The 24,873-nt window shown below is 63.2% G+C and carries 17 protein-coding genes; 15 read left to right on the top strand and 2 right to left on the bottom strand.

The window, feature by feature from the left end; translation table 11 throughout:
* The first annotated feature begins 58 nt into the window (after positions 1-58).
* The 14 genes from AC1RRJ_RS20955 to AC1RRJ_RS20890 all read left to right on the top strand — a co-directional run bounded on the left by AC1RRJ_RS20955 (position 59) and on the right by AC1RRJ_RS20890 (position 21,267).
* Positions 59-2,356: a TonB-dependent receptor gene (locus AC1RRJ_RS20955; protein WP_493126353.1), complete on the top strand. Its 2,298-nt coding sequence runs from the start codon at positions 59-61 to the stop codon at positions 2,354-2,356.
* A gap of 66 nt (positions 2,357-2,422) precedes the next feature.
* The gene (locus AC1RRJ_RS20950) at positions 2,423-4,150 is read left to right on the top strand and encodes an arylsulfatase (protein WP_493126351.1); all 1,728 of its coding nucleotides are present in this window, start codon (positions 2,423-2,425) and stop codon (positions 4,148-4,150) included.
* 102 nt (positions 4,151-4,252) lie between these two features.
* Complete coding sequence (locus tag AC1RRJ_RS20945) at positions 4,253-6,400, top strand: beta-glucosidase family protein (protein ID WP_493126349.1); 2,148 nt, start codon at positions 4,253-4,255, stop codon at positions 6,398-6,400.
* A 181-nt stretch (positions 6,401-6,581) separates the two neighbouring features.
* The gene (locus tag AC1RRJ_RS20940) at positions 6,582-6,857 is read left to right on the top strand and encodes an HU family DNA-binding protein (RefSeq protein ID WP_493126347.1); all 276 of its coding nucleotides are present in this window, start codon (positions 6,582-6,584) and stop codon (positions 6,855-6,857) included.
* Between the two features lie 839 nt (positions 6,858-7,696).
* A complete protein-coding gene (locus tag AC1RRJ_RS20935) occupies positions 7,697-9,100 on the top strand; it encodes a putative porin (RefSeq protein ID WP_493126345.1) in 1,404 nt (467 codons plus the stop codon).
* A 280-nt stretch (positions 9,101-9,380) separates the two neighbouring features.
* Positions 9,381-10,400, top strand: a complete 1,020-nt coding sequence (locus tag AC1RRJ_RS20930; RefSeq protein WP_493126343.1) for a YncE family protein — start codon at positions 9,381-9,383, stop codon at positions 10,398-10,400.
* Positions 10,397-11,350 (top strand): right-handed parallel beta-helix repeat-containing protein, encoded by a 954-nt coding sequence (locus AC1RRJ_RS20925; protein WP_493126341.1) that lies wholly within the window; start codon positions 10,397-10,399, stop codon positions 11,348-11,350. The genes AC1RRJ_RS20930 and AC1RRJ_RS20925 overlap by 4 nt, the downstream gene beginning before the upstream one ends.
* A complete protein-coding gene (locus tag AC1RRJ_RS20920) occupies positions 11,347-11,712 on the top strand; it encodes a hypothetical protein (protein WP_493126339.1) in 366 nt (121 codons plus the stop codon). The genes AC1RRJ_RS20925 and AC1RRJ_RS20920 overlap by 4 nt, the downstream gene beginning before the upstream one ends.
* Positions 11,713-11,851: 139 nt before the next feature.
* Positions 11,852-13,225 (top strand): aspartate aminotransferase family protein, encoded by a 1,374-nt coding sequence (locus AC1RRJ_RS20915; RefSeq protein WP_493126337.1) that lies wholly within the window; start codon positions 11,852-11,854, stop codon positions 13,223-13,225.
* 133 nt (positions 13,226-13,358) lie between these two features.
* Positions 13,359-16,640, top strand: a complete 3,282-nt coding sequence (locus AC1RRJ_RS20910) for an amidohydrolase family protein (protein WP_493126335.1) — start codon at positions 13,359-13,361, stop codon at positions 16,638-16,640.
* On the top strand, positions 16,630-17,511 hold the full coding sequence (locus tag AC1RRJ_RS20905; protein ID WP_493126333.1) for a formylglycine-generating enzyme family protein: 882 nt from the start codon (positions 16,630-16,632) through the stop codon (positions 17,509-17,511). Before AC1RRJ_RS20910 ends, AC1RRJ_RS20905 begins: the two co-directional genes overlap by 11 nt.
* 123 nt (positions 17,512-17,634) lie before the next feature.
* Positions 17,635-18,840: a serine hydrolase domain-containing protein gene (locus AC1RRJ_RS20900; protein WP_493126331.1), complete on the top strand. Its 1,206-nt coding sequence runs from the start codon at positions 17,635-17,637 to the stop codon at positions 18,838-18,840.
* A 1-nt stretch (position 18,841) separates the two neighbouring features.
* Positions 18,842-20,080: a DUF418 domain-containing protein gene (locus AC1RRJ_RS20895; protein WP_493126329.1), complete on the top strand. Its 1,239-nt coding sequence runs from the start codon at positions 18,842-18,844 to the stop codon at positions 20,078-20,080.
* Between the two features lie 11 nt (positions 20,081-20,091).
* Positions 20,092-21,267 (top strand): alpha/beta hydrolase, encoded by a 1,176-nt coding sequence (locus tag AC1RRJ_RS20890; protein WP_493126327.1) that lies wholly within the window; start codon positions 20,092-20,094, stop codon positions 21,265-21,267.
* A gap of 10 nt (positions 21,268-21,277) precedes the next feature.
* Here the strand turns inward: AC1RRJ_RS20890 and AC1RRJ_RS20885 are convergent, their stop codons facing one another.
* Entirely contained in the window at positions 21,278-21,742 is a 465-nt protein-coding gene (locus AC1RRJ_RS20885) for a nuclear transport factor 2 family protein (protein ID WP_493126325.1), read from the bottom strand.
* 64 nt (positions 21,743-21,806) lie between these two features.
* Positions 21,807-23,246 (bottom strand): NAD-dependent succinate-semialdehyde dehydrogenase, encoded by a 1,440-nt coding sequence (locus tag AC1RRJ_RS20880; RefSeq protein WP_493126324.1) that lies wholly within the window; start codon positions 23,244-23,246, stop codon positions 21,807-21,809.
* Between the two features lie 198 nt (positions 23,247-23,444).
* On the opposite strand from AC1RRJ_RS20880, the gene AC1RRJ_RS20875 reads away from it, so the two are divergent.
* Complete coding sequence (locus tag AC1RRJ_RS20875; RefSeq protein ID WP_493126322.1) at positions 23,445-24,854, top strand: P1 family peptidase; 1,410 nt, start codon at positions 23,445-23,447, stop codon at positions 24,852-24,854.
* The last annotated feature ends 19 nt before the right edge of the window (positions 24,855-24,873 follow it).

Raw genomic sequence — 24,873 nt, 5'->3', positions numbered from 1 at the left:
TTCGAATTCCAGTGCCGATGCGCGAGACGATCGTCGAAATATCCGGGGGAGGATCAGAATGAATTATCGTCGCAAAGCGCTTTGGCTGTGTACCGCTGCCATCGCGATGTCGGTGCCGGCCGTCGTTCAGGCACAGGACGAGTTGGCCGTTTCCGCTGACGACGCCGGGGGCGACGAAATCATCGTGACGGCGCAGAAGCGCGAACAGAATTTGCAGAAGGTGCCGGTTTCGATATCGGTCCTCTCGGCCTCCGCGCTGTCGGACAATCGGGTCAACGGCCTCGAACAACTGGCGCAGGTCTCGCCCTCGATCGGCTTCACCAATAGCGCCAACACGCGCGGGCAGGGGCTTTCGATCCGCGGCATCGGCACGCTCAATTTCTCGGATGGTGTCGAGCCGTCGGTATCGACTGTGATCGACGGGGTCGTCATCGGCCGTTCGGCGGCGTCCTTTTTCGACTTCAACGATATCCAGCGCATCGAAGTGCTCCGCGGCCCGCAGGGAACGCTGTTCGGCAAGAATTCGTCGGCCGGCGCGCTGAACGTCGTCACCGAAAAGCCGAGCCTGTATGACTCGAGCCTCGAAGCGTCGGCGAGCTATGGCACCTTCAACGACGTCCGGCTGAAAGGCACGGGGTCGCTTGTGCTCGATGAGGGGCGCGCTGCGCTTCGCCTGTCGGGATTCCGGTCGACCGCGGACGGCATCATCACCAACACCTTCAACGGCAAGAAACTCAACAACGCCGACAGCTGGGGTGTCCGCGGCAAGTTCCTCTTCGAACCGAGTGATGTCACCTCGATCTATGTGATCGGCGACTATGGCGAGAGCAACCGCGACTGCTGCGTCTCGACCGTGCGATCGGTCCTGCCAACGACGACTTACTACAATGGCCAGACGCGCGCGGCGTTGCTGTCGGCGCAGCAACTCGGGCCGCTGAACCGCGAAGTGACGATCGACGGACTGTCGTTCAACCGGCAGAAAACCGGCGGCGCATCGGTCGAGGTCAACACCGAACTCGGCGGACAGACGATTACATCGATCTCGGCCTACCGTGAATTCCGGGTATTCGACAACAATGACGCTGACGGCGTGTCGTTGCCCGTCGCCAGCGTCAACAACGCCCGTCAGAAGCAGCAGCAGTTCACGCAGGAATTGCGCCTGACCTCGCCGGCGGGCGAGCCGGTCGAATATGTCGTCGGCCTGTTCTATTTCTGGCAGGACGTCGTCAGCCGCACACAGGTCAAGGGCAATCTGGTCACCAACCTGCCCGCGGGCCAATATCTGGGCAACCAGGTCGACCGCGACATCACGACCAAGAATGTCGCCGCGTTCGGCCAGTTGACGGCACACCCCACCGAGAAACTGTCGCTGATCGGCGGTTTTCGCCTGACGTCGGACCAGTCCGTGGCGCATTTCAACCGGACGATCCTGCCGGGTGCCCTCGCGGCGATGCCGAGCCTTGGCGGGCCGGCCTATGTCTCGCCGACGCTGAAGGCCACCGACACCGATTTCAGCTACAAGCTCGGCGCACAATATCAGTTCTCGCCCGACATCATGGCCTATTTCACCTACACCCGCGGATATAAGGGGCCGGCGCTCAATCTGTTGAACAATCTGACGGCGCCGACGGTCAATTCGGGGCTAGCGGTGCTCAAACCCGAAATCGCGCAAAACTGGGAAGCGGGTGTCCGCACGACCTTATTCGACCGGATGCTGACGCTCAACGTCACCGGCTTCTACGAAACCTTCACCGATTTCCAGGCGCAGACCTACAGCGCGGTGCTCACATCGTTCCAGCTTACCAATGCCGGCAAGCTGATCACGCAAGGCGCCGAGGTTGAAGCGATCCTGCGGCCGGTCGATGGCCTGACGCTGACCGGCAATCTGGCCTATACCGATACCGAGGTGCGCGGACTGGTCCTCAGCTGCTTTGCGGGGCAGACGGCGGCGCAGGGCTGCCTGACCGGCAACCGGCAGGATGTGACCGGCGAGGCGCTGACCAACGCGCCGAAATGGGCCTATTCGATCAACGCCAACTATGGCGCCGACATCGGCAACACGCTGCGTGGCAGCGCCAATCTGGCCTTCACCTATCGCTCGCAGGTGCTCTTCAGCTACCGCGACCCGAAGACCGCCCAGCCGGGCTATGGTCTGCTCAATGGACGCGTTTCGCTCGAAACGCAGGATGGTCGGTATCGCCTCTCGGTGTTTGGCAAGAATCTGACGAACAAGCATTTCGCCAGCTTCATCGGCACCGGCCTGCTCGACACATCGCCCACCGGCGCGGGCTACACCCAGCTTCTGACGCCCGACGCCTTCCGCACCTTCGGGGTCGAAGGCGCGGTCCGCTTCTGAGTTGTTATCGCAGCGGGGGGCGCCGGCCGATTGGTGACCCCCGCGGCCATATGGAGCGCCTCACCCATGCAGATTTCCCGTCGCGGCTTCGTCGCCACGCTTCTCGCCACCACGACGCTCTACAGCGCGGCGGCCGCCCGGTCGGTGGGGCGCGGCGGGCCGCGGCCCAATATCATCACCATCGTCCTCGATGACGTGGGCTATTCCGACCTCGGTTGCTTCGGCGCCGAGATCCGCACGCCGGCGATGGATAGTCTCGCAACGGCTGGGCTGCGCTATGTGCATTTCGATACCAAGTCGGTTTGCGCCTCGACCCGCGCGTCGATGCTCACGGGGCGCAACAGCCACACGATCAATATGCCCGACGTGCCCGATGTCGCGGCCGTGCTGTCCAAGGATCCCCGGATGGCGCGCCTGTTCCGCGTGCCGGGCAACGCACAGAATATGGCGCAGGTGCTGCAAAAACAGGGATATGCCACCTGGGCGGTCGGCAAATGGCATATGATCCCGATGGACGAATTGGGCCCGAACGCCGGCCGCGACAACTGGCCGCTCCAGCGCGGCTTCGACTATTTCTATGGTTTTCCGCGGGGCTGGACCGATCAATATCGCCCCGAACTGGTCGAGAATAATCTCTATCTCAAGCGCGAGTTTCCGGCGGATTATCATCTTTCGTCGGACCTGGCCGACAAGGCGATCAGCTTGATCGAAGACCATGTGGCGGCGAAGGGCGACAAGCCCTTTTTCATGAACCTCGGCTTTGGCACGGCGCATTCGCCGATCCAGGTCGCGCGCAAATATTCGGTGCCCTATGACGCCATCTATGAAAAGGGCTGGGACGCAATCCGCGAGGAGCGCTTTACCCGCATGAAGCGGATGGGGCTGATTCCCGCGAATACCCGGATGCCGCCGCGCGAGGCGCGCGACCGGGCGTGGGATGATCTGTCCGACGACGAAAAGGCCGTCTTCGCCCGCTATATGGCGGTGTACGCGGGCTTTATTGAACATTGTGACGAGCAGATCGGCCGATTGCTCGACACGCTCCGGGAAAAGGGGCTGTTCGAGAACACCATTGTTGTCCTGATCTCCGACAATGGCGCGGCATCCGAGGCGGGGCAGGCGGGCTTTTTCGATGGCCTCTATCGCGCGAACAATATCCCCATCACCGAGCAGCGCGCGCGGATCGACGAACTGGGAACGGCCAAAACGCAGGCCGAATATCCGCGGCCGTGGGCGATGGTCGGCGATACGCCGCTGCGGCGATACAAGCTCTGGCCCTATTCGGGCGGCACCCGCACGCCGATGATCTTTCACTGGCCGCGTCATGTGACCGACCCGGGTGCCATCCGGCGGCAATTCGTCGATGTCGTCGACATCGCGCCCACCCTGCTTGAGGCGGCCGATACGCGGTTTGATCCGGTCGTCCACGGGGTGACGCAAATCCCGGTCGCGGGGCGCTCTTTCCTTCCGTCGGTACGAAGCCGCAAGGCGCCGGGCCGACAGGTCCAGTATTTCGAACTGCGCGGCAACCGGGCGATCACCAGCGGGCGCTGGCGCGCGGTCGCCATCCACGATTGCGATCAGCCCTATGCCGATGACCGCTGGGAGCTGTTCGACCTCGAAAGCGACTTTGCTGAAAGTACCGATCTCGCCGCCCGATATCCGGCGAAGGTCAAGGAATTGAAGGCGCTGTGGGACGATCAGTGGGGTCGATATGGCACCGGGGAGCTGGCGCAGCCGTCGGCGCTGACGTGCCGCTATTCGGACATGTTCGACCGCCGTCCGGTGGATTAGCCGGTCGCCGACCGGCAGAAACAAATCAAAAAGCAGGGGAGCGGGATGATGCGAGGCCTATATGCGACGACGGCGCTGGCGATGTTTTTGGGAGCTATGACGATGACGGCTTCGGCTCAGGATAAAGCCGCGCCCACGCGTGTCGAAGCGGCCGCCGACGACTGGGCGACAAAAACCGAAGCGCAAATGACCGATGACGAGCGTTTCTCGATACTCCACGGTTTCATGCCGATTCCGCTCGGCCCCTATGCCAATCCCGAACTGCAGGCGAAATGGCCCAAGGATGTGATCCCGGGAGCCGGCTATGTCGCAGGCGTGCCGCGTCTTGGCATTCCATCGCAGCGCGCAACCGATGCCAGCCTGGGCGTCACCAATCCCTTCGGAATTCGCAAGGGCGACACGGCCACTGCATTGCCCGCAGGTCTTGCGATCGGCGCGACATTCAACCCCGAACTCGCCTTTGCGGGAGCGCATCTGGTCGCCAGCGAAGCGCGCGCGAAGGGGTTCAACGTCCTGCTCGGCGGCGGCATCAACCTTGTCCGCGATCCGCGGGGCGGGCGTAACTTCGAATATATTTCGGAAGACCCGCTTCTGTCGGGGATCATGGGCGCCGAGGCGGTCCGGGGCGCGCAATCGGCAGGCGTCGTGTCGACGGTGAAGCATTTCTCGCTCAACTCGAACGAAACCAACCGCCACACCTGGAATGCCGAGATCGATGACGCCGCGCATCGTGAAAGCGATCTGCTTGCGTTCCAGATCGCGATCGAGCGCGGCCGGCCGGGGTCGGTCATGTGCGCCTATAATCTCGTCAACGGCGAGAAGGCGTGCGGGAATGATCATCTGATCAATACGGTGCTCAAGCGCGACTGGCGTTACAAAGGCTGGGTGATGTCGGATTGGGGCGCGGTGTCGGGGGCCGATTTCGCGATCAAGGGGCTCGACCAGCAGGCGGGCGAGCAGCTCGACAAGCAGGTCTGGTTCGATGCGCCGCTGAAGGCGAAGCTCGCCGACGGCAGCCTGCCGCGCGAACGCCTGTCTGGCATGGTCCGGCGCATCTTGCGCTCGATGAGGGCGAACGGCCTTGTCGATGCGGCGCCCGCACCGGCCGTCGATATGGCCGCGCATGCACAGATCGCGCGGCAGGTCGCGCAGCAAGGCATCGTGTTGCTCAAGAATGACGGCAACGCCCTGCCGCTCGCCGCCAATGTCGCATCAGTCGCAGTGATCGGCCGCAATGCCCATGTTGGTGTTCTTTCGGGCGGCGGTTCGTCGCAGGGTCTGCCACCGCGCGGATGGGCGGCATCGGTGCCTATCGGCGGCGGCGAGGGCTCGATCGGCGCCTGGCGGGTCGAGCGCTGGTTCGCGGGCGCTCCGCTGGCCGCGCTGAAGGAGGCTCTGCCCAAGGCGCATGTCGGCTTCGATCCCGGACTCTATCCGCAGGACGCCGCGGCCTTGGCGGCACGCTCCGACGTCGCGATCGTCTTCGCGAGCAAATATGAGGCCGAAGGCTTCGATTCTCCAGACCTGTCGCTCCCGAGCAATCAGGATGCGATCATCGAGGCGACGGTGGCGGCCAATCCCAACACCATCGTGGTCCTCGAAACGGGGAATCCGGTTGCCATGCCGTGGCTCGCCAGGGTGAAGGCCGTCGTTGCGGCCTGGTATCCGGGGCAGGAGGGTGCTGCGGCGATCGCCGATGTGCTGACCGGCAAGGTCAATCCGTCGGGACGGCTGCCCGTCAGCTTTCCGGCCACGACGGAAACGCTGCCGCGTCCGGCGATCCCCAGCTATGGCTCGCCCGAACACACGCATGTCACGGTGCGAATGAACGAAGGCTCGAACGTCGGCTATCGCTGGAATGCGCAGCGGGGGATCAAGGCGCTATTTCCCTTCGGACATGGGCTTTCCTACACAAGGTTCGCCACGCGCGGGCTCAAAACGGACGGCACCACGGCCAGCCTGACCGTGCGCAATACCGGTGACCGGCCGGGAGCGACGGTTGTTCAGCTTTACCTTGTTTCGCGCAACGGCAAGACGGTGCAGCGGCTGGTTGGATTCCAGCGCGTCGAACTGGCTCCTGGAACGGAAAAGGCGGTCAGAATGACGATCGATCCGCGTTTGCTTGCCGATTGGAGTGGCACCGGCTGGTCGATTGCGAATGGAGAATTTGGTTTTGCTTCAGGCGAGAGCGCGGAGGAGCTTTCGACTCCCGTGACGGTCCGGTTGAAAGAACGCATCTGGCGAGACTAGGCCACGATTGTGCGGTTCTCGTTGCCTGGGTAAGGGCGCCACGAGAGTGAAGAGCGGTTCTTCGGCTTTTTCTGCTCGATTAGCAGCCAATTATGGGGCGAATGGCATAGCGCTGCGCATAAGTACTGCTCTATAGCGGCTTCCCGTCCGGGATGAGTCCGGGCGTATCAGGAGATTTTAGATGAACCATGCCGAACTTTCGGACGCCGTCGCTGCCGCGCTCGACGTGAGCAAGGCCGACGCCAAGAAGGCCGTCGACGCCGTCTTCGCCGCGATTTCCGATGCTGCCGCCAAGGGCGACGAAGTGTCGGTCAACGGCTTCGGCAAGTTCAAGGTCAAGGAATCGGCGGCGCGCGAAGGCCGCAATCCCTCGACCGGTGCGACGATCCAGATTGCCGCCTCGAAGAAGCTGACCTTCGGAGCCGCCAAGGCCGTCAAGGACCGCCTGAACGGCTGATTCGGCTCACCCCGCCGGCACTGCCGGCGGGGAAATGGGCGTCGCGGGCCATCACTGCAAACGCGCGCGGGACTGCGCGACGACCGGCGACCGAGCGCGACAAAACAGGCTGACAGGATCAGGGGCCGGTTCATGACGCTTCTTCTTTAGGCGGAAGCTCGGCAAGGCTGCCGCGCTCATAGGCCTGTTCGGTCCAGTTACGCGATTGCTCGGTCCGACCTGCGCACGACGCTTGTCAGGTGGGCCGAGACGTTGCGTCGCCCGCCCAATACTTTTCGTTGCCGCGCGCGTCTCGATGACTCCCCGAATGCATCGATGGCTTGGTCAGGGCCAGGGAATAGCGATCTGATTGAAACCCGGCATACGCGGATACTGGAGCGGCTCTGCCGCAATCAGGGCGATGCCTGCGGAGGCGGATTCCGCAGGAAAAACAAACATCCCGAATCACTTGCTATCGAACCGCTCTTCGGATGGAATCTGGCGAGATCAGACCGCAGCTACAGCTCTTGCCGCATGACGTCGGAACATATTGCGAGTGGACAAACGAAAGGCATGAGATAGCCGAAGTCTGCTTTGCGGCAGCGGGTTGCGCCAGCTGACCCGGCCAATCTGACAAGATTCTGACAAGTCACGGCAGGCTTGTGTCAGCATCCAGCAGGCAGGTGAGTGTCACGGACACGGGCCGAGGCCGGGACCGGCCAGAGGCGAACAACGCTTTGGGTTGGGGGCCGTGGCGGCATCGGTGCGCGTCGCGTCTCTCCATGAGAGCGGCAACAGCAATGGCGCGGCAGAGAGCCGCCCGACCGGGCGACCTTTTCGGGCGAGAAGAAGGATAGACTATGGGCAACAGGGTTCGCAATTTTCGTCGCTTTGGCGCGGTGTCGGCGCTCGCCGTTATAGCAGCCATCGCGCCGACGCCGGCCATGGCGCAGACGGCCGAAGATTTCGCCGTGATGAAGGCCGAAATCGAAGCTTTGCGCGCCGCGCAGGCGAGATCGGAGGCCGAGATAGCCGGCTTGAAGGCGCAGCTTGGTGCAACGCCGGCGATGTCGACCGCACAGATCCGCGCGCAGCCGGTGGCGACGACGGTGCTGCTTCAGCCCGCCCGGCAAGACGGAGGATCTTTCATCATGCGTTCGCCTGAACCTGCGGCCTATGCGTCGGCTGCGGCGCCCGTGAACGCTGCTGGCGGATCCGCGCCCGGAACACCGCCGGCGTCGGTGCCCTCGAAGCTCACGATCAATGGCGATTTTCGGCTGCGCTACGAATCGAATTTCGGCGACCAGGACACACGCAACCGCGATCGCGGCGTGCTGCGGGCGCGCCTTCGTGCGGCTTATGCGGTCAACAAATGGCTGAGCGTTGGCGGTCAGCTTTCGACGGGCGATGCTGACGATCCGAACAGCACCGATATCACCTTGTCGAATTTCGACGACGATCTCGATGTCAGCCTCGATCAGGTTTACGCCAAGTTCGCGCTCGGCAATCTCACGCTCTACGGGGGAAAAATTCCACAGCCTTTCGTGCGGACCGAGCTGGTGTGGGACGGCGATGTCAGCCCGCAGGGCGTGAGCGCGTCGTACAGGTTCGACCTTGGCGGCGGTGTTTCGGTAAAGGCGAACGGGCTCTATTTCCTGATCGACGAGTCGGTTGCGGGCAAGAATAGCGACATGGTCGGTGGTCAGATCGCGCTTGAAACCTCACCTTCGGCGTCGCTGAAATTCGAACTCGCGGCGGGCTATTATGACTATCAGCTTGGCAGTACCGCTGGCGGCGATGCTGGCGATTTCCGTTCGAACCGCTTTGTGGCCGGACGCTATCTGTCGGACTTCGACCTTCTCGATGTGATTGCGGCGGTTCAGTATAACGGCCTTGGCAATGCTTGGCCGGTGCGTCTCGTCGGCGATTATGTTCACAATTTTGGCGCGACGACGCCCGATGATAGCGGCTTTGGCGTCGATTTCCTTGTCGGCCGCGCGTCGAAGAAGGGTGATTTGCGCTTCGGCTATGGCTATGCACAAGCTGGGGTCGATGCGGTGTTCGCGGCATTCAGTCAGGACAACACAAATATCGCGACCAACTATCGGCAGCACTCATTGTCGGTCGACTTTGTGCCGATCGATAATCTGATCCTGAATGCGACCTATTATCGCTATCGTCCGAAGGATCCGTTCTACGCGGGCGGCAATAGCCCGACCGACTGGCTCGACCGGTTTCGCCTCAACATGCTGGTCAATTTCTGATCTCCGGGAGGGTGGCGGCCCGCCAAGGGGCGCCACCTATACGGGCATGCATTGGTGGCCGATGGCCGCTTTCGCCAATATCGGCGACCCGAACGCTGCTCGAAAGAGCGGCGTTTTTGCGTTTCGGCGCGGCCGGTGCCTCGCGAACACCGGGGGTCTCGACCTTCGCACCCCGGGCGTCAGGCGGCATCCGCCATAACGGCGCCACGCCCGCTCGAGGCGCCTGTCGGCGGCCGCACCCTGTGCGCCATCGCCCTGAAATTCGACCAAGGAGAGTTGAGTGCTCAAGCATCTGTTACTTACGTCGGCGCCAGTCGCGCTTCTGCTTGGTGGCTGCAGTCCGGACGCGCCAGCGGCGGCCGGGTCCGGCGGGCATAGCGTCATCGAGCGTATTGCCGGACCAGACGGCGGCTATGACTATCTATCGGTCGATAGTGCCGCGAAAAAACTGTTCGTTGCGCGCGAATATGGTGTGATGGCCGTCGCGCTAGACAGCGGTGCGATCACCGAACGACTCATCGAGGCGAATGACGTTTCGGGCGTGCTTGTCCTGCCGAATACGGAATGGATGCTGAGCACCGTCTATGGCGAAGACAAGGCGGTGATCTTCGATCGCGCTACCGGCCAGCGCCAGGGCGAAATCGCAACGGGCAAGAACCCCGACGCGGCCGCCTTTGATCGATCGAGCGGGCTCGTCTTTGTGATGAACGCCACGAGCAACGATGTGACCGTCATCGATCCTGTTGCCCAAAAGGCGGTGGCGACGATCGCAATGGGCGGCAAGCCCGAATCCGCCGTTTCGGACGGCGCCGGCCGCATGTTCGTCAATATCGAGGATACGGCCGAGATTGCAGTGATCGACGTCGCCCGGCGCGCGGTCGTGGGTCGCTACAAGCTGCCCGGTTGTGAAGAGCCGACCGGCATCGCGCTCGCCCCCGCCAGCGGCACGCTGATTTCGGCTTGCCACAACCGCATGGTCAAGCTGATCGACGTGAAGACCGGCGCCGATCGCGGCAGCGTACCGGTGGGCGAGAATAGCGATGGCGCCATTTTCGATGTCGACAGGCGGCTGGCCTATATCCCCAGCAAGGACGGCACATTGACGATCTTCGGTCTGGATGAGGCGGCAAAGCCTCATGGTATCGAAACCGTGAAAACCGCGCCCGGCGCACGCACCGCGGCGCTCGATCCCGCCACGGGCCGCGTCTATCTCGCTGCCGCGCAATCGACCACCGACGCAAAGGGCGAGGAACAGCAGGTTCCCGGCACTTTCCAGATTCTCGTGGTGGCGCCGAAATGATCCGCGTCGGACTTTTCGCGCTCGCGCTGTTCCCCCTTTCAACGCAGGCGGCGACCATCATCGTGTGCCCGGAAAAGGCGACTGCCCGGGATTGTGCGTTCAAGGGCGATCGCGCCATCCAGGCGGCGGTGGACCAGGCAAAGGATGGCGACACCATCTTGATCCGCGCCGGCACCTATCATCCGCGTGCCTATCGCGACCTGCCATCCAAAGAGATTGTGATCCGGGCTTTTGTGGCTATCGAAGGGAAAAAGATCACGCTGCAGGGCGAACCGGGCGCGATACTCGATGGCAGTATTGGACTGCCGGTAACCGGGATCGGCGTGAAGAACGCCGATGTGACGATCAACGGCCTCGATCTCACGGGTTTCCGCTATGACATCAAGGAAGATGATTTGTACGAAGGCCATGGCATCTTCGCATTCGACAGTCGGGTCCGGATTGCTAACGTCACCATTCGCCAGTTCCAGAAAATGGGTCTCACCGGTCGCGGCAACACCATGCTCGACGTGACGGGCATTTCGGTGCTCGACGGGCATGTCGGGAGCTGGCTCTATGAAGGCGCTTATATGCGGATCGATGGCGCGATATTCCGCAACAATGAATCCGCGGCGCTCGCCGCCTACAACGACAGCGTCGCGCACCTGTCGCACATCGCGGTCGACCGGAGTGTCGATGATGCGATTTATGCCGAAGATGACGCGACGATCCATCTGACGCTCTCGCTGGTGATCGACAGCAAGCCGATTGCGTTGAACGCCACCGGGCGGAGCCGGATCATCGCCTCGCACGTCGTGCTGCACGGCAATGAAGCCGACGCCAGCGCGACGGGCGTGACGCTGGGCGAGGGCATTGTTCGCAGCGATCCTAGGATTGACGCCGAATATCGCCCGCTCGCGGGTTCGCCGATTGTGGGGCAGAACATCGGCCCTGTGGGGAGCGCGCGATGATGCCCGCCCTATGCATCATCGCGCTCATCGTCGCACTGTTTTCGCAAACGGAGGCGGCGCAGGCGGCGCAATATTGGACCAAGACCCGCATTGTCGGAGTCAGCGCGGTCACACGCGATCCCGATCATCCCGAATATCGCAACATTTTCTGGATCGGCGTCGCCGATGACGCATGGCTGCCGCCCAAATGCCGTGCGCTCCCCGGTTTGATCTTCCCCGACAGCGAACAGGCGCTGGTCGCGCTGGCGATGCGCGCCTTCGAACGCCGCGAGGCGGTGGTCGTCAAGGCCGACGATGGCGCGATGATCGGGCAATATTGCCGCCTGTTCCAGATCACCTTGCCCGCCGATCCCAAACCCTGATTCCCGCGGTCGATGGTGCGGTCAAAGCACCACCTATGGTGGCTTTGTCGTCTGGCTCGCGACCGCGTGATCGCGATGATCCGGACCATCAGGGTCGTGCTGAAGCAGAGCCGATCAATTCAAAAGGAAATCCAGAACCATGCTCCGCAACTTTGGCGATACCGCCACTCTTCAGGCAATCGACGCCGCCCATCATATCCATTCCTTCGCCGATCCCAAGGCGCTGGCGGAGAAGGGATCGCGCATCATCAAGCGCGGCGAAGGCTGCTATGTCTGGGACAATGACGGCAACCGGGCGCTCGACGGCATGGCCGGGCTGTGGTGCGTCGCGGTCGGCTATGGCCGACAGGAGCTTGCCGACGTCGCGGCGCGCCAGATGACCGAGCTGGCCTTTTACAACAATCATTTCGGCACTTCGACGCCGCAGATGATCGAACTGGCGCACAAGATTGCCGAACTGACGCCCGAAGGACTCGACCATATCCTGTTCGCCAATTCGGGTTCGGAAGCGAATGACACGGTGGTGCGCGTGGTGCGGCGTTACTGGATGTTGCGCGGCCAGCCCACCAAACAGACCTTCATCGGTCGTGAGCTTGGCTATCATGGCAGCACGCTTTGCGCGGTCAGTCTCGGGGGCATGTCGCACATGCACGGCATGGCGCCCGAAATCCTTCCCGGTTTCGAGCATATCATCCATCCGCACCATTATCTGCACGGCGGCGACCTGACGCCCGAGGCGTTCGGGTTGAAGGCCGCGCGCGCGCTCGAAGACAAGATTCTGGCGCTCGGCGCCGACAATGTGGCGGCCTTCATTGCAGAGCCTGTGCAGGGCGCGGGCGGTGTCATTGATCCGCCATCGACCTATTGGCCCGAGATTCAGCGCATCTGCCGCAAGTACGACGTCCTGCTTGTCGCCGACGAGGTGATCTGCGGCTTCGGGCGCACCGGCGAATGGTTCGGCTCGCAACTCTACGATATCCAGCCCGACCTGATGCCGATGGCGAAGGGCCTGTCGTCGGGCTATGTGCCGATCGCGGCGGTGGCTGTCGGCAAGCGCGTCTTCGACGTGATCAACGAAGGCGGCCTGCTCGCCCATGGTTACACCTATTCGGGCCATCCGGTCGCCTGCGCTGTCGCCAGCGCCAATATCGACATCATCGCCCGCGAAGGGCTGGTCGAGCGGGTTCGCGATGATATCGGGCCCTATCTCCACGACTCGCTGCGCCAGATGGCCGATGGGCATCCGCTCGTCGGCGAGGTGCGCGGGGTTGGGCTGGTCGCTGCGCTCCAGCTGATGCGCGACAAGGACAGCAAGAAGCAATTTGCCGCTGTCGAGCCGGCGGCTATCTTCTGTCGCGAGACCTTGTGGGATCATGGGCTGATCGCTCGCGCGGTGGGTCAGGCGATGGTTCTCAGCCCGCCGCTGGTGATCAGCCGTTCCGAAGTGGACGAGATGGTCGACAAGATGAAACAGGGCCTCGATGCAACCGCAGCGGCGTTTGGCGTGCAATAGGGCGGAGCGGCTGGCGGTGATGCTGCGGCACCATGCGCCGCATCTTTTGCATCGCCAGCGCCACCTTACTTGCCATAATCTCGATATCGGCGGCGGACGCGATGGCGCTGGGTCGAAAAAAATGGGGGACGCAATGATGACGGGTTCGGTTTGGGCGACAATTTTGACGGCGACCACGCTGGCCAGCGGCGCGCTCTTCGCGCCGCCCATCCATGCGAAAAATGCCCCGGACATTCTGACGTCCCCTGCGGACGACGTCGCGCTGACGCTCAGCGAAGGCACATGGATGAGTGTTGATGTCAGCCCCGACGGCAAGACCATCATCTTCGACCTGCTCAACGATATTTACAGAATGCCCGCCGGCGGCGGCGAGGCGAAGGCGATCCTGTCGGGGGCGGCCACCCAGCGCAGCCCGCAGTTCAGTCCTGACGGACGCAAGATTCTCTATCTCAGCGACGAGACCGGCGCTGACAATATCTGGATTTCCGATCCCGACGGGGGAAATCCACAGCAGGTGAGCCGTGAAAATCTGGCGATGATCACCGGCCCGGCATGGGCGCCCGATGGGCGTTCTGTCGTCGCGACCAAGACAAGCGCGGCGGTCCACGAAATGCGGACGTCGGAACTTCGCCATTTCGAAATCGGCAGCACGGCGGAGCGTCAGCTGGTCGAGCCGCCCAAGAGCGGCAAGGATATGCAGGAACCGCGCTATTCGCCCGACGGCCGTTACCTCTATTATACCGAGCGGGTTGCCGGCACCCATTATGTCTATAACAATACGGCGCTGAGCAATTTCGTCGTACGCCGCCGCGACATGCAGACGGGCGAGACGGTCGATCTGATCTCGGGTTTCGGAAGTGCGACGACGCCGCAGGTTTCGCCCGACGGCAAGGCGATCGCCTTCATCCGCCGCGTCGGTGCGCGTACCGTGCTGTTCCGCTATGACATTGCGACGCGCGCGCAGACCGCCATCTATCAGGATCTCGATCGCGATCTTCAGGCCGACTATATTCCGCAGGAACATTATTATCCCGCGTTCGACTGGTTTCCCGACAACCGCCATGTGGCGATCTGGGCCAAGGGAAGGCTCGTCAAGGTCGACATGCAGAGCGGCAAGGCGACCGACATTCCGTTCCACCTGACGGCGCACCACCGCGTCCATCGCGCCCTGCGTACACAGCTCGACCTCGCGCCGGACCGGGTCGATGCGAAGATCATCCGTCAGATCGCACCGTCTCCCGATGGCCGCGAGCTTGTCTTCCGCGCGCTCGGCAATTTGTGGCGGCAGGACGTGACGGGGGGGGCACCGCCGCGTCGCCTGACCGACGGGGCGGGTGCCCAGACCGATCCGGCTTGGTCGGCCGACGGGCGTTGGATTGCCTATGTTGACTGGGACGATGAAAAGGGCAGCACGTTGCGTTTGCGCAGCGTGGCCGGGGGGAAAGAAAAGGTGATCGCGCGCAGCGGCGGGGTCATCGGCCAGCCCACCTTCTCGAACGACGGCAAGCGCATCGCCTATCGCATCCTCGATCCGGATTCTCAAATGGGCGGCGCGCGGGATACCGCCGGCCTTTATATCGTAGGGTTCGATGGAAAGAGCCCGCGCTATCTCGCCAAAGCCAGCGGCCTCGCACGCTTTTCTCCTGACGACCGGCGCGTTTATTTCATGGGGCTGCCGGACTATGCCGCGGGCCGTGCCGTCATTTTGAGCAGCATATCGGTCGAGGGCGGCGCCGCGCAGGACCATGCCTATGCCGAAACCGCCGATACCGGCGATTTCACCATCAGCCCCGATTTCAAATGGATCGCGTTCAAGGAGCTTCAGGAGCTCAATGTGATGCCGTTCCCTGCCGCGACTGAAGTGGTGAAGATCACCGCAGAGAAAAATCCGGCAGCGCGCCGACTGACGCGTTCGGGCGGGTATGAACTGGCGTGGAGCGGCGATTCTTCGCGCCTCTACTGGACGCTGGGGGCCAGCGTCTATGCGACAGCGCCCGATGCCGAAGGTATCGTCGACGCTCCGCTGCGCACGGTCGCGCTCAGCGCACCCGCCGACATCCCCGCGGGCAGCATCGCCTTCACCAATGCACGCATTCTGCCGATGACCGGCAATGACACGATTATCGAGGGTGGCACGGTGCTGGTCGAAGGCAACCGGATCAAGGCGGTCGGCCCGGCGGACAGCGTCGCGGTCCCGGCATCGGCCAAAGTCTATGACCTGACCGGCAAGACGCTTATGCCCGGCATGTTCGACGCGCATGGCCATATCGACTGTTGTTACGGCACCAGCGTGATGCCGCAGAAGCACGCCGTCCGCTATGCCGCGCTCGCCTATGGCGTCACCACCAACTTCGATCCTTATGCCAATGAACTGCCAAGCTATGAAACCGGCGAGATGACGATGGCCGGCCTGATGGTCGGTCCGCGCTGGCTGACCACGGGTCATGTGATCTATGGCCGGTCGGGCAAGCCCGACCGCGTCTTCAACCGGATCGACAGCCTCGAGGATGCCCGCGCGATCACGCGGCGCAAGGCGGCGATCGGCGGCCAGATCCTCAAAAGCTATAAATTGACGACACGGGCGCAGAAACAATGGCTGCTGCAGGCTGCGAACGAGAGCGGGCAGATGATCGATGCCGAGGGTGCCGGGCATTTCTACGACAATGTCAACGTCCTGCTTGATGGCACATCGACCCTCGAACATAATCTGCCCGTCGCCACCTATTATGACGACCTGCTCCAGCTGTTCAAAAAATCGGACACCGCTAACACGCCGACGCTGATCGTCACCTTCGGCGAGTTGTTCGGCGAAAATTATATCTACCAGACGCAGGAGCCGTGGAAGGAGGCCAAGGTCCGGCATTTCATTCCCGGCGTGAACAATGCCTATAATCCGATCATGGGGCCGTCCGACGCGCCGCTCTATGTCCGCGGCATGCACACGATCCATCAGGCGGACGAGTTGTATGATGTGGGCTTCCGCTCGGTCAGCCGGTCGGTGAAGCGGCTTGACGATGCCGGGGTCACCATCAACGTCGGGTCGCATGGTCAGTCGGCTGGCATTGCAATTCATTGGGAAATGCAACTGCTCGCCGAAGGCGGGATGGCGCCGATGCGGATTCTGCGCGCGGCGACGATCAATGGTGCCAAAACCTGGGGGCTCGACCATCAGCTTGGTTCGATCGAGCCCGGCAAGCTGGCCGACCTGATCGTGCTCGATCGCGATCCGCTGGTCGATATCAAAAATGCCAACAGTGTGCGCTACACGATGGTCAACGGACGCCTCTATGATTCCGAGACGATGAACGAGATCGGCAACCGCGACAAACCGCGCACCAAATTCTTCTGGGAGTTGACCGATCAGCACGGCATCGACTGGAATCCGGCATGGGGGGAGGTCGGCCGTGACCGTTGATCGTTGCAGCGGCCTGGCCGCGCTCGCTCTGCTGCTCCTCGCTGGCTGCGCATCCTTGCCGGAAAGCGTCTCGCACGGCGTCGCGCCGCCCGAAATGACGCCGATCGCCGGCGGCACCTTTGCGATGGGGGCGATGATCGATCGCGGCTATGGCCTGATCGACGGGCCGACGCACGATGTACGGGTCGCGCCCTTCTCGCTGGCGAGGCGCGAAGTGACGATTGGCGAGTTCCGCGCTTTCGTGAAAGATACGGGCTATGTGTCGGCGGGCAAATGCAACGTCTATGACGATGGCACCAGCTGGCACATCAACCCCGAACGCAACTGGGAGCGTCCCGGTTTCGCGCAGGGAGAAGATCATCCGGTATTGTGCGTGAGCTGGCGCGACACCCAGGCCTATATCGGCTGGCTGAACGGCAAAACGGGGCGCCAGTTTCGCCTGCCGTCCGAAGCCGAGTGGGAATATGTCGCGCTGCGCGCCGATCTGGGCGACGCGCGGGGCGGTGGACGCGGCGTCACCCACGACGTCGCGAACATCGGCAAGGTCGAATGCTGCGGCGGCAAGACCGAAGGGCGCGACACGTGGATCGAGACGGCGCCGGTCGGGAGCTTTCCGGCGGATAAGCTGGGCCTCTACGATGTCCGCGGCAATGTCTGGGAATGGCAGGCGGATTGCTATCATCAGGACTATGTCGGCGCGCCTGCCGACGGATCAGCGCGGAATGATTGCCCGGTCGGCGGATATCACGCCATCCGCGGCGGCTCCTATGGCGATGCCGGCGAGTTTCTCGAGGAACGCTTCCGGCTCCGCGGTCCTGCGGATGAGGCCTATTTCACCGTCGGTTTCCGGTTGGCGCATTCGGCCAACTGATTGGGGCGCCTTGGGCCGGTGCGCCTGCAACACCGTCAGAACGCTATTTCTCAACTGGGGCCGGGGGATCACCGGCCTATCGTTCGGGGATCGGGTGTTTCGGTCCGATCAGGGAGCTGGCCGATGAAAAGCGCTTATCCATTTTACCGCAATCCGGTTTTGGCCGGGCTTCTCTTCGGATCGGCGTTGGTCGCGTCCACCGCGATGGCCCGGGACGCGGACGTTCAGCCGCCGCTCGCCGAGCGTTTGGGCTTCTGGTCGCCCTCCGAGCAGGAGAGCGGCTATCGGGCCATGGAGAAGGTCTTTGCGACGAATGTAATCAAGGCGGGCGGCCCGGTGCGCGCGCTGCCGGTCGCTCCGCAGGAAATGAAGATCGACTTCACCTACGAACATCGCCCCTACACCATAGACGATTTCGTCAAGACGAACCGCGTCGCCGGGGTACTCGTCATCAAAGACGGCCATATCGTCGCGGAGCGTTATGGCTTGGGACGCAAGCCGGCCGACCGCTGGACGTCTTTCTCGATCGCCAAATCGGTCACGTCGACGCTGGTCGGCGCTGCGCTGCGCGATGGCAAGATCAGGAACCTCGACGATCCCCTCACGCGCTATGTCCCCGAACTGAAGGGCGGCGCCTATGATGGTGTGACTCTCCGACAGGCGCTTGAAATGCGATCGGGCGTTGGCTGGAACGAGGACTATAACGATCCGGCATCAGATTTCAGCCGTTATGCTACGCATATGGGGCCAGCTTTCTACAAGAGGATGTCGGCTCAGCCGCGCATCGCGGCGCCGGGCACCCGATATTATTATTCGACCGCCGAATCCAATCTGATCGGCGCGGCGGTCATCAACGCGACGGGCAAATCGCTGTCGGCTTATTTCTCCGAGAAGATCTGGCGGCCGTTCGGCATGGAGGCCGACGCCGTGTGGATGACCTCGCCCGAAGGGCTGGAGACGGGCGGCATCTGTTTCAGCGCAACGCTGCGCGATTATGGCCGGCTCGGCCTGTTCATGCTCGAAGGCGGGCGAGCGGGGGGCAAGCCGGTTCTACCCGATGGCTGGATCGCCGATGCGACCGCAAAGCATAGTGAAAAGGCGTTCGGCGACATTGGCTATGGCTATCAATGGTGGGTCGGCCCCGATGACAGCTATCGCGGCCTCGGAATCATGGGGCAGGCGCTGTTCGTCGACCCCAAACGCAAGCTGATTGTCGTCATCCAGAGCGCCTGGCCCAAGGCGGGCGGTCCGGAGCGATATGCGCTGCAATGGGCCTTCATCCAGGCCGCAGTCGACGCGACCGACCGTGCCGCCCCGGCGGGGCGCTGACATGGTGACGGGGGCGGGAGCGAGCGACCGGATCGGCACCCTCGACGCGGTGCGCGGCGCTGCGGTGATGGGCATATTGCTCATGAATGTCGTCGACTTCGCGATGCCCGGCTACGCCTACTATTTTCCGAATTACTATGGCGGTGCGGACGGTGCGAATTTTCTCGCCTGGGCGGCGAACTATGTTCTGTTCGACGGCAAGATGCGCGGGCTGTTCACGCTGATGTTCGGGGCGAGCACCGTCCTGATCGCCGAGCGCGCGCTGCGCGCGGGCGAAAGCCCGGCGCGCGTAACCTTTGCGCGGATGTTTTGGCTGTTCGTGTTCGGGATGATCCACACCTGGCTGATCTGGTACGGCGACATCCTCGTCCTCTACAGCGTCTGCGGGATGATCGCATTGCTCGCGTGGCGCTGGCCGGTGCGCCGCCTGTTCATCGCGGGTGCGGCCTTGCTCCTCTTGAAACTCGCGCTGGGCGTTGCGGCCTATGTCTCGTTCGATCATGTCCAGCGTGCCGCCGCCGCGCCCGATGCTTCCGCCGAAACGCGCGCCGAATGGGCCGCCGCGCAAGCCGAGATTGCGCTGCCATCGGTGCAGTCGCAACTCGACGGCTATCGCGGCAGCTATGCCGCCGCGCTCGAGGCGCGCGTACCGATCGCGACCTATATTCTGACGCGCGCGCATCCGCTGGCGGTTCCCGATACGCTCGCGCTTATCGCTATCGGTATGGCCTTGTTCCGGCTGGGCTTCTTCTCGGGCGCCTGGTCAAATCGTACCTACGTCCGCATCGTCTTCTGGAGCTTCCTTGTATGCATCCCGCTCTATCTTCCGCTCGTGGCGTGGAATGTGGCGTCGGGCTATTCGCTGGTCACCCAGCACCTGACCGAAGCCATCCATCTGACCTTTCTGCGGACGCCGCTGTCGCTCGCCTATGCTGCGATCGTCATCCTGTTCATGAAGGCTGCACGTGACAGCTGGCTGGCACAGCGGCTGGTCGCGGCGGGCCGGATGGCCTTTTCCAACTATCTCGGTACCAGCATCCTCTGCACGCTGTTCTTCAACGGCTATGGCCTTGGCTGGTACGGCTATCTCGAACGTTGGCAGTGTTACATCGTCGTCCTCGCCGTCTGGGCGATCATCCTGCTCTGGTCGAAACCCTGGCTCGACCATTTTCGTTACGGTCCGCTCGAATGGGTGTGGCGCTCGCTCGCCCGCGGCGAACGTCAGCCCTTTGTGAGATAAGAGGAGACAATATGCCCGCGATCGACAAGCGCCTCGGCGTTGGCCTGTTGGCCCTCACGACCCTTGCGGCGGCGAGCCCCGCCGATGATTTCGTTGCGAGCCCTGCGGAGGCCGAGCGGCTGGAACTGATGTCGCGTCCGGCATCCTGGTTCATCGCCAATCTGGAAGGGCCACGCGAGGTCGTCGATGGCCAGCATCTCGATCCCAAACTGCAATATCATTTCGAGGCTCGGCGCCGCCGCCTGCCTGAGCAAGTGGCAAAGGGGCTCGCCATGTTCCATTCGGCCGAGCAGCGCCCGATCGCCCGGGCGGCGCTCGCGCGCGATTGGGCGCTGCTGACCAAAGCAACGGCGCCGATGCGCAAGGTCGAGAATGGCGCGATCGATGGGCGGGGCGGCCCGATTCCGATCCGCATTTATACCCCCGCGGTTGACGAGTCTGGTCCCCTGCCGATGCTCCTCTATTTCCACGGCGGAGGATGGATCTACAGCGGAATAGAGGCCACCGACCGCAGTGCGCGCCTGATCGCGAACGAGGCGCGCGCGATCGTGGTGTCGGTCGAGTACCGGCTGGCGCCCGAGCATAAATGGCCGGCCGCCAATGATGATGGTGAAGACGCCTTTTTGTGGGCGCGCGCGTATGCCGCGAAGCTCGGCTCGGACCCGGCGATGATCGGTGTCGGTGGCGACAGCGCGGGCGGCAATATCTCGCTGGCCATCTCGCGGCGACAGCTTGCGGCGGGAAGGCCCGCGCCGCTTTATCAACTGCTCTATTACACCTCGACCGATTTCGAACCGCGCTACCGCTCGTTCGCGCTGTTCGGCAAAGGCTATGGCCTCGATGTCGCCTTTCGCGATTTCATGATTCCGCTGGCGTTCGGCGATACCGCCACCGCTGCCCGCGCGGCGGAAGAGCTCCAAGCCAGCGATATGAAGGGGATGCCCGCGACGATCGTCGTCACGGCGGGGTTCGACATTCTGCGCGATCCGGCGCAGGCGCTGGCACGGCAACTGGAGCGCGATGGGGTTGCGGTGACCTATCTCAACTATCCCACGCTCGCGCATGGATTCTTGCAGTTTTCGGGCGTGGTGGAGGACGCTGATCGCGCGGCGACCGACAGCGCTCGGCTGTTCGGTACCGCGATCCGCAGCCGTGCGGCGCTGGTCGCGGAGGCGGCGGCGCGCTAGCGCTCCGGCGTCACGGCGGCCCTTCGAGCAAGGTCTGCTGTATCCGGGCGACCTTCCAGCCCTCGGCTTCCTTGACCAAGGTGTAGTTGATCAGGATTTTGAACTGGCGTTCGGCGCTTTTGATGTAGCGCATGGGCGCGGTCAGCGTCGCCAGCCGGTCGCCGACCAGCGCATGGCCGACGGGACCGGGCTCGATGCTCCAGCCCGCCTCGGCGAACCATTCGCGGTGCCATTGCAGGATCGGTTCGCGGCCGGTGACCGTGTCGCCCCAATAATAGACGATCTGGGATTCTACGCTGCGTGCCAGCGCCCTGTCGAGAGCTGAAACGTCGCGCTTGCGCATTGCATCCAACAGTGCGGTGAGCGGTTGCCCGACTTCGGCGGACACACTGGTCGCGACCGGCGGGGCTTCGGCGGCCATGCCGACGCTTGGCGAAAGCGTCAGCATCAGTGCAGCGGCGTATCGAAGCATCATCGACTATTCTCCCGTTTGGCCCGTTTCCCGTTCGGCAGCAGACCGTCAGGAAGCGGTGCTTTCTTCACATCATGTGGATCGATTTGGACACCATGAAGGCTTTCAGACCTTCGGGGCCGTCCTCCAGCCCGTGGCCCGATTCCTTGACGCCGCCGAACGGCGCGTCGCCCGTCGACAGGCCGACGGTGTTCACCCCGACCATGCCCGATTCAATCCCGTCCGACGCGCGCATCGCGGTGCCGAGGTTGTGGGTGAAGACATAGGCGGCGAGCCCGAAGGGCAGGCGGTTCGCCAGCTCGATCGCCTCGTCGATTGTCGCGAAGGGGCGCAGCATGGCGACCGGGCCGAAAGGCTCCTCGTTCATGATCCGCGCCTCTTCGGGAACGTCGACCAGCACGGTGGGCTGGTGAAAATAGCCCTTGCCGTCGATCGCTTCGCCGCCGTGGAGCGCGCGCGCGCCCCGGCGCACGGCGTCGCCGATCAGTCCGCCGACGGCTTCGGGGCGGCGGCCGTTGGCCAGCGGTCCCATGATCGTGTTGGTGTCGAGCGGATTGCCCACTCTGATCGTCGCGGCCGTCCGTGCGGCAAAGGCTTTGGCAAAGCGGTCATAGATGCCCTGTTGGACATAGAAGCGCGTCGGCGACACGCAGACTTGCCCAGAATTGCGGAATTTCCCGGGTACCAGTAGTGCCAGCGCCTTGTCGATGTCGGCATCGTCGAAGATCAGCACGGGGGCATGGCCGCCCAATTCCATCGTCGTGCGCTTCATGCCATCGGCGCACAGTTTCATCAGATGCTTTCCGACCGGTCCCGATCCGGTGAAGCTGACCTTGCGGATCACCGGTGAGGTGATGAGATGGCGGCTGATCAGGTCGGGATCGCCGAACACCAGCTGGCTGGCGTCGACGGGCAGGCCGGCCTCGAACAGTGCTTGCTGGATCAGTATGGCCGACGCCGGGGTTTCTTCGGCGGGCTTGGAAATGATCGAGCAGCCGGCAGCGAGCGCGGGCGCGATCTTGCGCGCGACGTTGAAGAAAGGAAAATTCCACGGCGCAAAACCGACCGAAGGACCGACGGGCTCATAGGTGACGGTCGCGCGCTGACCCGACGGACGAACGAGGACGCGGCCATAGGCTCGTTTCGCTTCCTCGGCATGGATGTCGAAAAAGCGGATTCCCGCCGCCGCCTCGCCGCGCGCCTGAGCGATTGGCTTTCCTTGCTCGGTCGCGATCACCGTCGCGATCTGGTCGATCCGGGTGCGCAATATGTCCGCCGCCTTGTGGAGGATGGCGGCGCGGTCGTCGACATGGACGCTGCGCCAGGTGCGAAAGCCGCGATCTGCCGCCTCGAGCGCGCGGTCGAGATCGTCGGTGGTGACTTCGGGCAATTCGCCGATCACATCGCCGGTCGCCGGATTGATGACGGGACGGAGGCTTCGGCTGCCTGCGGGCAGCCATTCGCCGTCGATCGAGGATGTCAGCAGGGGGGAATAGGATGTCGTCATGGGAAGAAACCTGTTGCTGGTGGGGGAACTAACACGGGTGTCGGCGATTCTAGGGCGGCCATCGCCGGCCCCCAGTCGCGTTCAGCAATGGCGTTGGTGCGCTGAGCGCACCAGCTCGCCGATTCTTTGCACTTATGTTGCCGGCGATTTGTTGCGAAAGCTTCGCACCACATGCCCAAATGTCGGAAGGTGAGCAGAATGAGACAAATCCGCACGCAGGTCAGAAGTGTCGCACTGGCGGCCATGCTGGTGTCCATCATGAGCATGGCATGGGCCGCCGACACCCCGCCCGCGGCCGCCGAAAGCCAGGCGGACCTTCCGATGACGCTCAACGACGGTGCAGGAACGAAGGATGCGCTGGGTTTCGACTGGCCGATGCTCTCGATCGGCACCGGGCAATATGAGGACGGGCCGACCGGGCTGACCGTGATCCGGTTCAAGGAGCGCGTTCACGCCGCGATCGACACGCGCGGGGGCGGACCGGGAACGGTGAATTCGGACTATCTGCGCCTCGGCTACGAGCTTCCCGAGCTCGATGCGATCGTCCTGTCGGGCGGATCTTGGTACGGGCTCGAAGCGGTCACCGCGGTGAACACCGCGCTGAAGGACGACGGCACGCGCAGCGGCCATTGGGACAATGTCGGGCTGGTCGAAGGATCGATCATCTATGATTTCGGCGGACGCCGGCTGAACGAGATTTATCCCGACAAAAGACTGGCGCAGGCCGCATTGCGCGCGGCGAAGCCCGGCTGGTTCCCGGTCGGTGCCTATGGCGCCGGACGCTCGGCGGTGTCGGGCGGGATTTTCGGCTGCAACGCTCGCTCGGGGCAGGGCGCGGCGTTCCGGCAGATCGGCGACGTCAAGATTGCTGTCTTCACCGTGGTCAATGCGCTGGGTGTCGTCGTCGGTCGCGATGGTAAGGTCGTGTCGTGCCACAAGGGATCGCACTGGCCTGCCGATCTCACCGCCAGCTATCTGATGGGCAGTGCGCCCGCCAGCCTCCAGCCCGGCTGGAACGGCGACGAGGGGACCGGGCCTGATCGCAAGAATACGACGATCAGCCTCGTCGTAACCAACCGCAAAATGTCCAAGGCCGAACTGAACCGGCTGGCGGTACAGGTTCACACCTCGATGGCGCGCGCCATCCAGCCCTTTGCCACCGAGCTCGACGGCGACGTCCTCTATGCGGTCTCTACCGCCGAAGTGGACAAGGGGCCGGGCGAATTCCTGCCCTCCGCCGAAATCGGGGTCGCTGCATCGGAATTGATGTGGGACGCGGTGCTCGCCGCGGCTGCGCCCGCGCGGCAGCTGCCGTCGGTCAAGCGCACGAAACCGTTGACCGCTGCGGCCGCGGCCAGATTCACCGGTGACTATCGCTTCAGCCCGCTTGCCAGCCTCAAAATCTGGTTCGAGGGCGGTGCACTGAAGGCGTCGGCCACGGGTGAGCGTGACATATTCGCGATCAAGCGTGACGCGCCGAGCGAGCTGCTCTTCGTGTCGGACGACAGCTATATGATCCCCGGACGCTATCCGCTCGTGGTGCAGTTCCGTGATGGCGAGGTGATCCTGAACCCCGGCCGCTGGCAGCAAGTGGGCCGGAGGAACTGACGCAGCTCCGGCAGGCGCC

This window comes from Sphingopyxis sp. GW821-FHT12C06 (genome assembly GCF_058807415.1).
Note: the sequence above shows the minus strand (reverse complement) of the source record. Positions and strands in the feature narration are given on the sequence as shown.